Raw genomic sequence first — 13,245 nt, forward strand, 5'->3', positions numbered from 1 at the left:
CGCGTCCACACAGCACCACCACAACTCGCTCCCTGATCGAGCGGGACTTTCGGCCGATGCTGTTTTCCGCTCCAGCCGGTCGATGATCGCCAGAGCCGACCATGGATTGCTGCCCGACATCCTCGCCCACCTCCTTGTAGTTTCCGTGGTGCCAGAAGACCATCGAATCCCGCGTGGAACAGCTTGATTCGGACGTTTCACTCCGGTTCGTGCGAACCGTCAGGTCGCGGTCCGGATTCGGCGTACCGTCAGTTCCGCGCGGGCGTTGTGTTTCGTTCCGAATCTTCGGAGGGTGCGGGCATGGACAGCAATGATGAGCCTTCGACGCTGCCCCGTCGGCAGTTGGGACGCTTTCTACGCGAAGCCCGCGACAACCGCGGGCTGCCCATGGACCGTGCGGCCCAACTCGTAGAGCTGAGCAAGACCGCATTGCACCGGATCGAGACCGGCGGGGTGAAGAAGCTTCGCATTCGCGACGTTCAAGCCCTGTGCGAGCTTTACGAGGTGACCGCCGCCGACACGGCCCGTGCCGTCGAACTGGCCAAACAAGCCCAGACGACGTCCTGGTACAGCGCCTTCCGGGGTCTCTACAGCGATACGACCTTCAACATGTTCGTTGGGCTGGCCGCCGCCGCAACGCAATTGACCACGTATCACGAAATAGTCCCTGGCCTCGCTCAGACGGCCGACTACGCGCGCGCACTAATCAGTGCGTTCTATGTGGACAGCAGCGACGAGGACATCGAACGTCGAGTCGAGTTGTGCGTCTCAAACGCCAGACCATAGTCACGCGTAAGGCCGATCCGGTCGAACTCGAGCTGCTGCTTCACGAATCAGCATTGCATCGCGTGGTCGGCGGGCCACGCGTGATGACGGCACAGTTGCACCATCTCGCGGAGTTCGGCAAGCTGCCCAACGTTTCGCTGCGCGTTCAGCCGTTCGCGAGTGGGTGCAGCCGGGGCTTGCTCCACGGCCCGTTCATCATTCTCGAATTCAGGGCGGACAGCAGGTCGCGTCCCGTCGAGCCGCCGCTTGTCTACCTCGAAGGCGCGGGGAAGCCGGACATCTACATGGAAAGCCGCGACGATGTACGCCAGTACCATGAAATTGCCTCGGCCATAAGGAAGACGGCCTTGAGCGAGACGCAATCGCGAGACCTGCTGCGACAGGCGGCAAGGAGCTATAAGGCATGACCTCCGACCTATCCGGAGCCAACTGGTTCAAGAGCAGCCATAGCAGTGGTCAAACCGAATGCGTCGAGGTCGCCTTCCTGCCCGGTGGTGAGGTCGGAGTCCGAGACTCCAAGAACCCAACCGGCCCATCTTTGATCTTCCCTCCCGCCCAATGGGATGCCTTCACCACAGGCATGCGATCGGGAACCCTCATCCGCCCAGCTTGACGCCTACTCCGCGCGTGGACTCTCACGAGCAGGCCGCGGAGGTGTGGAAAGCTCATGTGATCCCGCTGGCATCAGCGTGTTTTCGTTGTGCGGGCGAAGGGGTCGGCGCCGGTGAGGGCTGTGCTGGCGGTCCACAGGGCGGCGGCGGTGGTGGGGTCGGTCATGTGGGGGAGGGGGTTCTCCTGCTGGGGGCGGCCGCGGAGGCCGAAAACCGCTGGGCCCCAGAGTTGTCCGCTGACGATCTCGGGGTCGAGGACGGCACGGACCAGGGGGTGGGCGCCGGCGTGCTTGCCGTGCAGGACCAGGCGGGCGGGGGAGCTGTAGATCCGCTGCGCGATGGAGGTGGCGAACAATGGCCGTCGGGACGGGGTCAGGGCGTCGAGCGCGCCGCCCGGGTGCACGACGATGCTCGCGGTGTGCGGCGCATGGGCGCGCAGGCGGCGGTCGAGTTCGAAACCGAAGAGCATCTGGGCCAGCTTCGATCGGCCGTAGGTGCGCTTGGGGCGGTAGTCGTGCTCGCAGTGGAGATCGTCGAGATCGAGTCGCTCCGAGCGGGCCGCGAAACTGCCGACGGTGACGATTCGGCTGCCCGCCGTCGCGGTCAGCAGCGGCGCTAGATGAGCGGTCAGCGCGAAATGTCCGAGATAGTTTGTCGCGAACATCAATTCGTGGCCCTGCCGATCGGTGCGGCGTTCGGGTTCGGACAGCAGGATCCCGGCATTGAGCACGACCGCGTCCAACCGGTCGATACCGAGGTTCTCGACCGCCTCGGCAAGGCTCGACAGGTCCGACAGATCCATGCGCACCTGCCGCAGCCGTGCCCCCTCGACACGTGAACCGATCAGCCGCATCGCCACCTCCGCCTTGGCGGTGTCGCGGCAGGCCAGCACCACGGTCGCGCCGCTGGCGGCGAGTTGTTCCGCCGCGAAATACCCGATGCCCGCGCTCGCTCCGGTCACCAAGAAAATCTTGTCATCGGCCCGAATGCCGTTCTGCCAGGTCATACCACCGACCCTCGCACCAGGCTCTTGCACCGCCCTCACACGCCGCTGGCGCGACCGCACCGCCGAAAGAGCAACGCGATTACTCGGCTCCGCCGGGGCCGACGTGAGGGCATGGTTGGGACCCGTCGGGATGACGGGCGTGGCAGACTTTCTGCGATACGTCGGATGGGGGAAGGATGACTGTGGAATTGGTGGTCGGGGTGGGGGGTTCCGACGACGATGTCGCGGAACTGCATTCGTTGTTCGAGGCGCTGGTCGAGGACGACGAGTTGCGGGCGGCACGGAAATCTCTGGCTGCCGCCGCCGAACAGCGCGGCACCCTGGGCGCCGAGGAAGTCATTCGCATCGCCGTGGATTCGGCCGCGCTGTGTACCGCACTGTCGACCTGTGTGGTCGCCTGGCTGCGGATGCGCCGGCCCACGCTGCGCATGACGTTCACCGGCCCCGACGGGGCGAGCGCCGAGATCGACGCCACGGGTACGCGAGCCGTGGAGCACGTGCAGATTTTGGAGGTCATCGAACGGGTGCGGGGGCGCGTGGATGGCGCTTCCTGACCCGGAGGCGTCCCGTGCGGTACTGATCGGAACCGCGAACTATGCCGCGGATTCCGGCTACGAATCCTTCGCGGAGGTCGCGGGCAGCGTGCGCGATTTCGCCGCGTTCCTGCGCTCCGGCACCGGACTGCCCGAGGAGCATGTCGAGGTGGTGCTCGATCCGCCCGACAGCGCGAGCGTGGCCGCCGCCGTCACCGCGGCCGCACGCGCGGCGCGGGGGCTGCTGCTGGTCTACTACGTCGGCCACGGCACGGTCGTCGACAATCAACTTCACTTGACGCACAGCGGATCTCGCGCCGACGACGCGGATGTGACGGCGCTGGCGTACGCGGTGCTGCGCGCCCGGATCAAACGCGACGCGCGGGGACCCGTCGTGGTGATCCTCGATTGCTGCCACAGCGGCAAGGCGTTCGGGCGGGAGGTGCTCGCCCGCGACGCCGAGGTGCTGCGGGAGGCGACCGATATCGACGGCGCGTTCGTGCTCACCGCCACCGACGAGAAGAGCAGGTTCGCCGTCGCGCGAGGCGGAGGCGGGCGGACCGCCTTCACGGCAATGCTGCTCGATGTGCTGCGCACCGGGTTGCCCACCGACGATCGCTACCTGACGATGCCGCTGCTGTATCGCGAACTGCGGGATCGGCTGTCCGCCGCGAATCTGCCCAAACCCAAAGCGCTGGAACGCGGTACGGCCGGCCAGGTGGCGTTGGCGGAGAATCCGGGCTGGACCGGCCGCGCGCTGCCGGCCGGGCTGCCGCGCGACATCACCACGGCGTATCTGTCCCAGGTCCGCGACCTCGCCCCGGCCGAGGGACTGATCGATCGCGGCCCGGAGCTGGCCGAACTCGCCGAATTCTGCGCCGGTGACGAGCCGTATGTCCGGTGGCAGGCGGGGCCGTGGGCGGGCAAGACCGCGCTGATGTCCTGGTTCGCGCTGCATCCGCCGCCCGCGGTGCACGTGGTGTCGTTCTTCGTCACCTCCCGCCTGGCCGGTCAAGACGATCACCACGCCTTCACCGACGCTGTGCTGGAACAGCTCTCGGCGCTGCTGCCCGATCAGGCGGCCGCGCTCGACGCTACGGTCAACCGCGACGCGTACCGTCTCCATCTGCTCGAGCTCGCCGCGGCTCGCGCGGCCGCGAGCGGCGAGCGGATCGTGCTGCTGGTGGACGGGCTCGACGAGGATCGCGGCAAACCCAGCATCGCCTCGCTGCTGCCGAAGCGGCCCGGGCCGGGGCTGCGCGTCATCGTCGCCGGACGCCCCAATCCCGCGCTGCCGCTGGATGTTTCGCCGAGCCATCCGCTACAGCACTGCCGCCGGCGCGAACTTTCGCCCGCCGCCACGGCTTTCGACATTCGCCGGGCGGCGCGGCTCGAATTGTGGTCGCTGCTGGAACGATCCGAGGCCGATCAGGAGATCCTCGGCCTGGTCACCGCCGCGCACGGCCTCACCGGAGGCGAACTCGAAGACCTCACCGGGCAACCGCCGTTTCGCATCGAGGCCATCCTGTCGGGGGTGACGGGCCGCACCTTCCGGGTGGGGTCGAGCCGATTCGAGTCCGAGCAGATCAACCTGCTCGCCCACGAAACCCTGCAGCGGGAAGCCGAGAATGCCCTGGGCCGAACCTTGTTGGACGGCTTCCGGCGCCGGATACACGACTGGGCCGGCCGCTACCGCGCACTGGGTTGGCCGGACTCCACGCCGAGTTATCTGCTCACCCGGTACTTCTCGATGCTGCGCCGCTCGGGCGATCTGGCGCGAATGACCGAGCTGGCGCTGGACACCGCGCGCCACGATCGCCTGCTCGACCGCACCGGCGGCGACGGCACGGCGCGGACCGAGATCTCGACGGTCGCGGGGCTCTGGCTCGACCAACGCGATCCCGACCTGGTGGCGGTGTGCGAGCTCGCCATGCGGGGGCGGCGATTGACCCAGCGCGGCGCGAACATTCCCGTCCGGCTGCCCGCCGCGGTCGCCCTGCTCGGCGATCTGCCGCGGGCCCAGAGTCTGGCCGACGGCATCGTGCGCTCCGGCCGTCGGCTGCGCGCCCAGATCGACTTGGCCGCAGTGCAATTCAGCGCGAGCGACACGGTGCGCAACCGCGCGCTCGTGGATTCCGTACGGCACGCGACTACTCGTGCCCTGACCGATGACGACCGCTGCCGGCTGGCTCTCGCGCTGGTCGCGGCCGGGGACGCCGACGGCGCCGCGGAGCTCGCCCACGAGATCACCGCGCCCCGCGAGCGGGTTCGCGTACTGGCACAGCTGATTCCGGCCTGGCGGCGGGCCGGCCGGCACGCGGCGGTCGATGCCGCCATCACCGAGATCAACCGGCACGTGCTGCTGGTGAAAGGACCCGGGCGGCGAGACGAGGTGCTCGGTCACGCGGTCGCCGCGTTCGCGGAGATCGGCGATTTCGAGGAAGCGTTCGCCATGGGGCGGATGCTGGAAGACGCCGGCGCCCAGGCCGTGGCGCTGTGCCGGATCGCGCGCTCCATGAGCGCGCAGGGGGAGCCGGAACCCGCGGCGATGTGTGTGGGATCGGCGCTGTCCATTGTGGAGCGGACGGTCGGCCTGACCGAGCGGGCGAGCCTGTTGGCAAGGGTCGCAAGCGATCTGGTCGCCGGTGGATTCCGCAACGAGTTGCGCGAGCGGCTCGATGTCGTGGTGGCGGGCATGGCCGGTTATGTGCGGCGCGCGCGGGTGGAGATCCTCGGGCAGGTGGTCGAAGCCCTGGTCACGCTCGGGGAGGTCGATCGCGTACTCGCGCTCGTCGGCGGGCTCGGCATCGACGGGCTCGACATGTCGACCAGCGTGCTGCCCGCCTTGGTGGCTGCGGGCCGGATCGTGGAGGGTCGCCGCCTCGCGGCCGAGATCGAACGCACCTCCTATCGGGCGACGGATCCGTACGAGAGCGGTTTCGCGCTCTACACGGTGATGCGGGCGCTGGTCACCGCCGCGGATCTGTCGCGGGCTCGTCGACCGCATCGAGGATAGTGGTTGCCGCTTCCTGGCATTCACCTATCTTGGCACCCGACCTGACGAAAACATCGAGGACGCAACGGAATTCCTCGAGCGCGCGGTGCGGACGCTCGACACCCTGCTCGACCGGGCCGTCGGCGGTGAGGAGAACGCGGCGTGGGAGCTCAGCCGCAGCGTGTTCGCGCCGAGCCGGGAATCGGTTTCCGCGCCGTCGGGAGGGTGGCCCGAACCGGAGCAGGCGACCTCCCCGCTGGTGGCGCTGACACGTGCCCTGGTGTCGAACGGTGCGCTCGACATGGCCGCCGGCATGGCCCGCCGGCTCACGGGCCTGTATTCGAGCTGGCTGCACCCGCCGAGCCTGCTCGATCGCGAATTGGGTTGCCTCGCAGCGGTCTTCGTCGAGTCGGATCACCTCGAGCAGGCACTCGAGATCCTGGACGGTGTCGCCGTGCCGGGACGCCGCTCGATCCTGCTGCGGTACTTGGTCGAAGCGGCGGGCATCGATCGCGCGAGGCCCATCGTGGGACCGCAACTCGACGACCTCGAGAAGGCCGTCGTGGCCGCCGACCCTCGGGTGGCCATGCCGAATCGAGCGAATCTGGTGCTGCTGTCGGCCGCCATGGGCGAGATCGAACGCGTCGGCAGGCTGGTCGACGGGCTCTCGCCGCTCGAACTCGACCCACAGCAGGTGTGCGCGGTGCTCGCGACGGCCCGCGCCCGGACCGGTCCCCCTCGGCGAGGCGGTCATGATCGCGGGGGCCATCTCCGACGACGTCCAACGGTCCGTCGCGTACCGGGAAGTCGTGGCGGCGCTGGTGCGGATGGGTGAGCCGATGCGGGCGCTGGACTTCACCGTTCGAATTCCCTTGGCGGGAGAGCGGATTCGCGCACTGGCGCTGGTCGTGCCCGTCATGGCGGAACAGGCCGGGCCGGCGAGCGCGCGGGCCGCGCTCGCGGAGATGACCGGGCTGCTGGGGCAGATCCCGCGCGCCGATCTGCGCGATCGCGCGACCGCCACGCTGGTCGGCGTGGCCTTGGCGATCGGCGATGCCCGCGCGGCGGTCGAATTGGCCCGTGGCGCCGAACCCGATATGCGCGCGCGGCTGCTCGTGCGAGTCGCGGACGCGCGTGCACGGGACTGCGCGGAAATGCCGTCCGCCGAGCAGGTCGCGGCCCGACGCGAGATCGGCCGACTCCTCGCGGAGGCGTGGAACCACGGCCCCTGGTACTCGGGCCTGGATGTCGTCGCGCGCTTCGACCCCCGGCTGCTGGGCGAGATCGCCGACGCGGCGATTCGCCTGGAATCACACGGAGTTCGCGGTGCCGAGCAGCCGTGAGCCCGTCGAAGTGGCAGTGCGGGCGAGCGCCGCCCCTCAGATGAACGCTATTTAGTAATAGGTGTTCACAAACCGTGGTGTGGCGTGGCACACTCGAGCGGAACGTGTTCCAAAGGAGGTTCCGTGTCCGCAGCAAACACCGCCGCGCCGTCCATTCCCGCCGGTTTCGACTTCACCGACCCCGACCTGCTGGCCCAGCGTCTGCCCGTCGAGGAATTCGCCGCACTTCGCACACAGGCCAAGCCCTTCTGGGTGCCGCAGGCCGACGGCCTCACCGGCTTCGACGACGGCGGCTACTGGGCCATCTCCAAGATGGACGACATCAAGGAGATCTCCAAGAGCCCGGAGACCTTCTCCAACGAGGAGAACACCGCGGTCATCCGCTTCTACGGCGACATCGCCCGCGAAGAGATCGAGGTGCAGCGCTACCTGCTGCTGAACATGGACCCGCCGCGGCACACCAAGCTGCGCCGGATCATCTCCAAGGGCTTCACCCCGCGCGCCGTCGAATCGCTGCGCAACGCCCTGCGTGAGCGCGCCGAGCGAATCGTGCACGAGGCCAAGAAGAACGGCTCCGGCAACTTCGTCGAGCAGGTCGCCTGCGAGCTGCCGCTGCAGGCCATCGCCGAACTCATCGGCATCCCGCAGGAGGATCGCGGCAAGATCTTCGACTGGTCGAATCAGATGATCGGCTACGACGATCCGGAGTTCAACGGTGACCACAAGGTCGCCACCGCCGAGGTCATGGGCTACTCCTGGAATCTGGCCGAGCAGCGGCGCGCCTGCCCGATGGACGATATCGCCTCCACGCTGCTGCACGCCGACATCGACGGCGAGTCGCTGGCGTCCGACGAGTTCGCCTGGTTCGTGATCCTGCTGTCGGTCGCCGGCAACGAGACCACCCGAAACGCCACCACGCATGGTATGAAAGCGTTCGTGGACAATCCGGACCAGTGGGAGCTCTACAAGGAACAGCGTCCGCGCACCGCTCCCGACGAGATCGTGCGCTGGGCCACCCCGGTGATCGCGTTCCAGCGCACCGCGATCGAGGATGTCGAGCTGTCCGGTCAGCTGATCCAGAAGGGGCAGCGCGTCGGAATGTTCTACAGCGCCGCCAACTTCGACGAGAACTACTTCGAAGACCCGTACCAGTTCAACGTGCTGCGCAACCCCAACCCGCACGTCGGCTTCGGCGGCACCGGCACCCACTACTGCGTGGGCGCGAATCTGGCTCGCCTGCAGCTGGATCTGATCTTCAACGCCATCGCCGACGTCATGCCCAACCTTCGCCAGGTCTCCGAGCCGGTGCGGCTGCGGTCGAGCTGGCTCAACGGCATCAAGAGCTGGCAGGTCGCGTACGAATGAGCGGTCAGGCCCCGAAGGAGGCAGCTTGCGTAACCACGTAGGGGCCCCGAGCATTCGGTAATCGGAGACAGAGTGATAGGTGAGGCCAGCATGAGTGCACCGCGACGACGAGGTCGGATGCCGGCGGTCAATGACGCCGATATCCGGCGCGTCGCGCGGTCACTGCTGGTCGAACAGGGCCCGGACGCCATGACGTTGCGGGCCATCGCGCGGGAGCTGGGCATCACCGCTCCCGCGCTCTACCGCTACTACGAATCCCGCGACGACCTGGTCGCCGCCGTCCGCACCGACGTCTGCACCGACCTCGCCAAGGACCTCGAAGCCGCGATCACCGACCTCCCCGACGATGCCGGCCTGCGCTTCTTCGCCATCTGCCGCGGCTTCCGCACCTGGGCCCTGACCCACTCCCGCGAATTCACCCTCGTCTTCGCCTCCCCGGTGACCGCCGGAATCACCAGCGCCATGCAGCAATTCGGCGAACCGGTCGGCCGCATCTTCCTCGGCGCCGCCGGCCGCCTCCTCACCGAATACCAAGTCCTCACCCCACCCCTGGACCTGATCCCCCCGGAAATCCGCGACGATCTCCTCAAATTCCAAACCGAACTCCTGGCCGTCCTAGCCGACTCCGGCCAAAACTTCCCCGCCGAAAAACTGGACCTGGGCGTCAGCTACGTCATGATCCAATTCTGGGCGCGCCTCTACGGCCACGTAACCCTCGAAGTCTTCAACAACTACCCCATCCAAATAACCCACCCCGACGCCCTCTTCGACACCACCCTCGCCGACATAGGCCGCACCATCGGCCTGATCGCGAACTGATCGACCCTGGTCCCGGGTGCGGGCATACTGGCGCGGGTGGCGACAGTCGTGGCTTTCCATGCCCATCCCGACGACGAGATCATTCTGACCGGCGGCACCCTGGCGAAACTCGCGGCCGACGGACATCGGACGGTCATCGCGGTCGCCTCCGACGGCCATAGGGAACTGCCTGACGGTGCCGCCGCGCCCCGACTGCGGGAATTGCGAGCCAGCGCCGAAGTACTCGGGGTGACCAGGGTCGAGCATCTCGGCTACGCGGACAGCGGGCACGGGCCGATCCTGTACCCGAACCCGCCGGGGCGAACCCTGTTCGTACGAGCCGACATCGACGAGGCAGCACAACGTTTGGCCGCCCTCCTCGCCGACGAGCAGCCTGCTGTCCTGCTCAGCTACGACCGCCACGGCGGCTACGGCCACCGCGACCACGTTCGAGTCCACGAAGTCGGCGCCCTCCCCGACATCCTCGCCACCGCACCAACCGGTCCTCAGCCGGGATAAACAGCCCGGGTGTCGCCGAGGAATGCGCTCTCCCAAAAGGGGTTCATCTTCGCGGCGGTAGGGGCGTGGCGGAGCAGGATGGGGACGATGTCCGGGGGTGCGGCGGTGGGGATATCGCCTGTGGCGCAGCGGAGTACGTAGTCGTTGCGGGCGGTGGGGGTGCCGGTGGGGGGTATGGGGATTCCGCAGAGGGCGGTGACCAGCCAGTTGACCAGGCGCATGGCTAGGTAGTCGGCGTCGTAGGTGGCGTGGTAGATGGTGAAGGCGCGTTCGGTGGGGGAGAGGTCGAAGGTGGGGGAGGTGGCCAGGCCGAAGTCGGTGAGGTAGAGGCGGTTTCCGTCGGTTCGGAGATTGTCGAAGTGGGCGTCCATGTGCAGGAGGGCGCGGGTGTTGAGGAAGGTCACTATTTCGGCCAGGTGGCGTTCTGTTGTGGCGGCTTTCGCGATTGGGTTGTCGTGCAACCACTTCGACATCGGGTGGGGGATGTATTCGCTGAAAAGGGTGAGGCTCGAGGTTGCTGCGGCGAGCGCTTTCAGGCGGGAACGAACGGCGGGGGAGCCATTCGAGTTGGCGAAGACCGCTTCGATGTCGGCGTGTTCGGGTGCGACTGCTGGGCGGCCGGGCAGGACCCGCCAATGGAAGAGCATGGGGAACGCGGCGGTTTCGCCGGAGAGGATGCCCTGGGTGACCGTGATGTTGGCGGCCAATTCGCGCCAGGCGTTGAAGCTCGGGCCGCCGGTGCCGTATTGGTGGAACATCGGGAGGTCGAAGAGGTTGGCGGTATTTCCCGGCGACGTTAACTCCTTGTCGGTCAACGGGATTCGTTTGGCGAATACCGGTGTGCCGTCGACGTCGAGGATTGCCGAATCGCCACCTACGCCTGCGGGGTTGTGGCGGCCCGAGTTCCAGAGTGAGCGCAGGCGGGGGTTGTCGAGTGAGGACAGGCGGGTAGAGAGATGGCGGTAGCGGTCTATGCGGGCAGCCGTCATCTGAACCATGGTGTCATTGCCGGATGTCAACTCGAGGAGAGGGTTCGGACGAGGGTGTCGAGGGCGGAGGGGTAGGCGCTGTCGGAGGGGGTGGCGAAGCCGACGACTATGGCTTGGGGGCGGGGGGCGGGTGGGGAGATCCAGTGTTCGTTCAGGCCTAGGATGGAGAGGCCGTATGTTGCTGCGCGGGTGAGGACTTCGGATTCGGTGAGGCCGGCTGGTTCGAGGCGGACCAGGGCGTGCAGGCCGGCGGAGATGCCGGAGAGGGTGAAGCCGGCGAGGGGGCGGCCGGCTCGGGGCTTGAGGCGGTCGGCGAGCAGGTCGCGGCGGCGGCGGTAGCGGAGGCGGGCTGCGCGGATGTGGCGGTCGTAGGCGTGGGAGGAGATGAACTCGGCGAGGGTGAGCTGGCCCAAGGTTTCGGAGTGATGGTCGGCCAGTTGTTTGGCCTCGGCGACGGGGGCGACGAGGCGGGGTGGGAGGACCATCCAGGCCAGTCGCAGACCGGGGGCCAGGGTTTTGGAGGCGGTACCGAGGTAGACGATGTGGTCGGGCGCGATGCTCTGGACCGCGCCGACGGGCTGGCGGTCGTAGCGGAACTCGCCGTCGTAGTCGTCCTCGATGACCAGACGGCCCGCCCGCGCCCAGTCGGCGAGCAGCTGGCGGCGCGCGGGACTCAAGGTCGAGCCGATCGGGTACTGGTGGCTCGGTGTGATGACCGCTGCGCCAACGGAATCGAAGTCGCCGGTACCGAGCAGATCGATCCGGGCGCCGCCGGCGTCGACCGGTAGCGGCAGCACCGATACCCCGGTCGCCCGCACCGTGTCGCGAAAGGACGGGATATAGGGATCCTCCATCGCGATCACGGTGGTGCCGGAAGCGGTGAGCACCGTGCCCAGCAGCGCCAGGGCCTGCTGCACACCCGAGGTGACGACGATCTGCTCCGGCGCCGCCAGCACGCCCCGGGCCCGGCCCAGGTATTCGGCCAGCGCACAACGCAATTCGATACGCCCGCGCGGATCGCCGTACCCGAATGCCTCCGCCGGCGCGTAGGTGAGCGCCTTGCGCGCCGCCCGCAGCCAGGCGGTCGTCGGAAAACTACTGGTGTCGGGACTGCCGGCGCGCAGGTTGTACTGTGGCGCCGCAAGGGATTTCCCGCTCGCACCGGAGGCGGGCGGCACGGATTCGGCGAAGGCACCGAGGCTGGGAATGGCGCCGTGGCCGGTCCTCTCGCCGGCGGTGACGGTGCGGGCGACGCGCGTGCCCGAACCCTGCCGCGCGACCAGATGCCCTTCGGCGATCAACTGGTCGTAGGCCGCGCTGACCGTCCCCCGCGACACCCCGAGCTCGGTCGCGAGCGTCCGCGTCGACGGCAGCCGCGCCCCGGCGGGCAGTCGCCCCGCGCGGATCGCCTCCCGCAGCGCCTGCTCCAACCCCACCCGCCGACCAGAGTCCGGATCGACCGGAAGATGCAGATCGACATCCAAAGTGGACCAATAATCAGCCATCTAATTGGCTCCTAACATTGGTCCATTATGGACATACCGTAAGCGCATGACAACGACCACAAGCACCTACATCCTCCCGACCTCCCGCCTCGCCGTCGACGATCTCGCCCCCGAGATGGCCAAGGCGCTCAATGCCCTCGAGCGCGCCGCCCAGCACACCACGCTGGAAAAGCCCCTGCGCGAACTGGTGAAACTCCGTGTCGCCCAGATCAACGGCTGCGTCTACTGCGTCGACATGCACGCCCGCGACGCCGTCGCCGGCGGCGACACCTGGCGGCGTGTGAACCTGGTCGCGGTATGGCGCGAAGCCCCGTTCTTCACCGCCCGCGAGCGCGCCGCCTTCGCGCTCGCCGAAGCCATGACCCGGCTGGCCGACAGCGAGGTCGGCGACCAGGTGTGGCGACAGGCCGCCGCCGAGTTCGACGAGAAGGAACTCGCCGACCTGGTGTGGCACGTCACGCTCATCAACACCTGGACCCGGCTCGGCGCGACCGCCCGGCCCTGGACCCTCACCGGCGACGAAAATGCCTGAACCACAACCCGACTCACGCAAGGAGACCGTCATGTCCCAGGTCGTCATCACCTACTGCAAGCCCTGCGGCTACCTGAAGCGCGCCCAAGCCGCCGCGGAAGCCCTCGACACCCGGCTCGGCATCGCACCCGAACTGGTGCCGGGCAAGGGCGGCGTCTACCGCGTCACGGTCGACGGCCAGGTCGTGGCCGCCAAGTCCCGCCAGGGCTTTCCGGATCCGGACGAGATCGTCGAAGCCGTCGCCGCGTCACTCACCTGACCGC

Annotated in this window: 15 protein-coding genes; 12 read left to right on the forward strand and 3 right to left on the reverse strand. The window is 68.0% G+C overall.

Translation table 11 applies throughout. The features are described from left to right. Positions 1 to 300: 300 nt before the first annotated feature. From D7D52_RS39840 to D7D52_RS07700, 3 genes are read left to right on the forward strand one after another with little or no spacing between them, the layout of a single operon-like run. The gene (locus tag D7D52_RS39840) at positions 301 to 786 is read left to right on the forward strand and encodes a Scr1 family TA system antitoxin-like transcriptional regulator (RefSeq protein ID WP_120735686.1); all 486 of its coding nucleotides are present in this window, start codon (positions 301 to 303) and stop codon (positions 784 to 786) included. Continuing rightward, positions 762 to 1,193 (forward strand): DUF5753 domain-containing protein, encoded by a 432-nt coding sequence (locus tag D7D52_RS39845; RefSeq protein WP_120735687.1) that lies wholly within the window; start codon positions 762 to 764, stop codon positions 1,191 to 1,193. The genes D7D52_RS39840 and D7D52_RS39845 overlap by 25 nt, the downstream gene beginning before the upstream one ends. Then, entirely contained in the window at positions 1,190 to 1,399 is a 210-nt protein-coding gene (locus tag D7D52_RS07700; protein ID WP_120735688.1) for a DUF397 domain-containing protein, read from the forward strand. Before D7D52_RS39845 ends, D7D52_RS07700 begins: the two co-directional genes overlap by 4 nt. Positions 1,400 to 1,470: 71 nt before the next feature. Here D7D52_RS07700 and D7D52_RS07705 read toward each other — a convergent pair whose 3' ends face one another. Beyond that, a complete protein-coding gene (locus tag D7D52_RS07705) occupies positions 1,471 to 2,358 on the reverse strand; it encodes an SDR family NAD(P)-dependent oxidoreductase (protein ID WP_222932795.1) in 888 nt (295 codons plus the stop codon). 221 nt (positions 2,359 to 2,579) lie between these two features. Between D7D52_RS07705 and D7D52_RS07710 the strand changes: the two genes are divergently transcribed. From D7D52_RS07710 to D7D52_RS07740, 7 genes are all read left to right on the forward strand, one after another. After that, positions 2,580 to 2,957, forward strand: a complete 378-nt coding sequence (locus D7D52_RS07710; protein ID WP_120735690.1) for an effector-associated constant component EACC1 — start codon at positions 2,580 to 2,582, stop codon at positions 2,955 to 2,957. Next, positions 2,944 to 5,952: a caspase, EACC1-associated type gene (locus D7D52_RS07715; RefSeq protein WP_120735691.1), complete on the forward strand. Its 3,009-nt coding sequence runs from the start codon at positions 2,944 to 2,946 to the stop codon at positions 5,950 to 5,952. The genes D7D52_RS07710 and D7D52_RS07715 overlap by 14 nt, the downstream gene beginning before the upstream one ends. 85 nt (positions 5,953 to 6,037) lie before the next feature. After that, positions 6,038 to 6,766: a hypothetical protein gene (locus D7D52_RS07720; RefSeq protein ID WP_120735692.1), complete on the forward strand. Its 729-nt coding sequence runs from the start codon at positions 6,038 to 6,040 to the stop codon at positions 6,764 to 6,766. Continuing rightward, the gene (locus D7D52_RS07725) at positions 6,741 to 7,274 is read left to right on the forward strand and encodes a hypothetical protein (RefSeq protein ID WP_120735693.1); all 534 of its coding nucleotides are present in this window, start codon (positions 6,741 to 6,743) and stop codon (positions 7,272 to 7,274) included. Before D7D52_RS07720 ends, D7D52_RS07725 begins: the two co-directional genes overlap by 26 nt. A gap of 123 nt (positions 7,275 to 7,397) precedes the next feature. Continuing rightward, positions 7,398 to 8,639, forward strand: coding sequence for a cytochrome P450 (locus tag D7D52_RS07730; RefSeq protein ID WP_120735694.1), 1,242 nt, complete (start codon positions 7,398 to 7,400; stop codon positions 8,637 to 8,639). A gap of 117 nt (positions 8,640 to 8,756) precedes the next feature. Beyond that, positions 8,757 to 9,458: a TetR/AcrR family transcriptional regulator gene (locus tag D7D52_RS07735; RefSeq protein WP_246023682.1), complete on the forward strand. Its 702-nt coding sequence runs from the start codon at positions 8,757 to 8,759 to the stop codon at positions 9,456 to 9,458. Positions 9,459 to 9,494: 36 nt separating this feature from the next. Next, positions 9,495 to 9,956, forward strand: coding sequence for a PIG-L deacetylase family protein (locus tag D7D52_RS07740; RefSeq protein ID WP_120735696.1), 462 nt, complete (start codon positions 9,495 to 9,497; stop codon positions 9,954 to 9,956). On the opposite strand, the gene D7D52_RS07745 is transcribed toward D7D52_RS07740, so the two are convergent. Both D7D52_RS07745 and pdxR read right to left on the reverse strand, forming a co-directional pair. Then, a complete protein-coding gene (locus D7D52_RS07745; protein ID WP_162958206.1) occupies positions 9,944 to 10,945 on the reverse strand; it encodes a serine/threonine-protein kinase in 1,002 nt (333 codons plus the stop codon). The genes D7D52_RS07740 and D7D52_RS07745 overlap by 13 nt on opposite strands. 26 nt (positions 10,946 to 10,971) lie before the next feature. Then, a complete protein-coding gene (gene pdxR / locus D7D52_RS07750) occupies positions 10,972 to 12,450 on the reverse strand; it encodes a MocR-like pyridoxine biosynthesis transcription factor PdxR (protein ID WP_120735697.1) in 1,479 nt (492 codons plus the stop codon). A gap of 46 nt (positions 12,451 to 12,496) precedes the next feature. Here pdxR and D7D52_RS07755 point away from each other — a divergent pair, with 46 nt between their 5' ends. Both D7D52_RS07755 and D7D52_RS07760 read left to right on the forward strand, forming a co-directional pair. Next, positions 12,497 to 12,982, forward strand: a complete 486-nt coding sequence (locus D7D52_RS07755) for a carboxymuconolactone decarboxylase family protein (RefSeq protein WP_120735698.1) — start codon at positions 12,497 to 12,499, stop codon at positions 12,980 to 12,982. Between the two features lie 31 nt (positions 12,983 to 13,013). After that, positions 13,014 to 13,241: a SelT/SelW/SelH family protein gene (locus D7D52_RS07760; RefSeq protein WP_120735699.1), complete on the forward strand. Its 228-nt coding sequence runs from the start codon at positions 13,014 to 13,016 to the stop codon at positions 13,239 to 13,241. Positions 13,242 to 13,245 lie beyond the last annotated feature (4 nt).

Origin of the sequence: Nocardia yunnanensis (assembly GCF_003626895.1) — a bacterium.
Taxonomy (GTDB): Bacteria; Actinomycetota; Actinomycetes; order Mycobacteriales; family Mycobacteriaceae; genus Nocardia; species Nocardia yunnanensis.

What these genes read in the sequence shown, in the direction of transcription:
- D7D52_RS39840 (WP_120735686.1), top strand. Translation starts at nt 301, where the DNA reads ATGGACAGCAATGATGAGCCTTCGACGCTGCCCCGTCGGCAGTTGGGA.
- D7D52_RS07700 (WP_120735688.1), top strand. Translation starts at nt 1,190, where the DNA reads ATGACCTCCGACCTATCCGGAGCCAACTGGTTCAAGAGCAGCCATAGC.
- D7D52_RS07710 (WP_120735690.1), top strand. Translation starts at nt 2,580, where the DNA reads ATGACTGTGGAATTGGTGGTCGGGGTGGGGGGTTCCGACGACGATGTC.
- D7D52_RS07715 (WP_120735691.1), top strand. Translation starts at nt 2,944, where the DNA reads ATGGCGCTTCCTGACCCGGAGGCGTCCCGTGCGGTACTGATCGGAACC.
- D7D52_RS07735 (WP_246023682.1), top strand. Translation starts at nt 8,757, where the DNA reads ATGCCGGCGGTCAATGACGCCGATATCCGGCGCGTCGCGCGGTCACTG.
- D7D52_RS07745 (WP_162958206.1), bottom strand. Translation starts at nt 10,945, where the DNA reads ATGACGGCTGCCCGCATAGACCGCTACCGCCATCTCTCTACCCGCCTG.
- pdxR (WP_120735697.1), bottom strand. Translation starts at nt 12,450, where the DNA reads ATGGCTGATTATTGGTCCACTTTGGATGTCGATCTGCATCTTCCGGTC.
- D7D52_RS07755 (WP_120735698.1), top strand. Translation starts at nt 12,497, where the DNA reads ATGACAACGACCACAAGCACCTACATCCTCCCGACCTCCCGCCTCGCC.
- D7D52_RS07760 (WP_120735699.1), top strand. Translation starts at nt 13,014, where the DNA reads ATGTCCCAGGTCGTCATCACCTACTGCAAGCCCTGCGGCTACCTGAAG.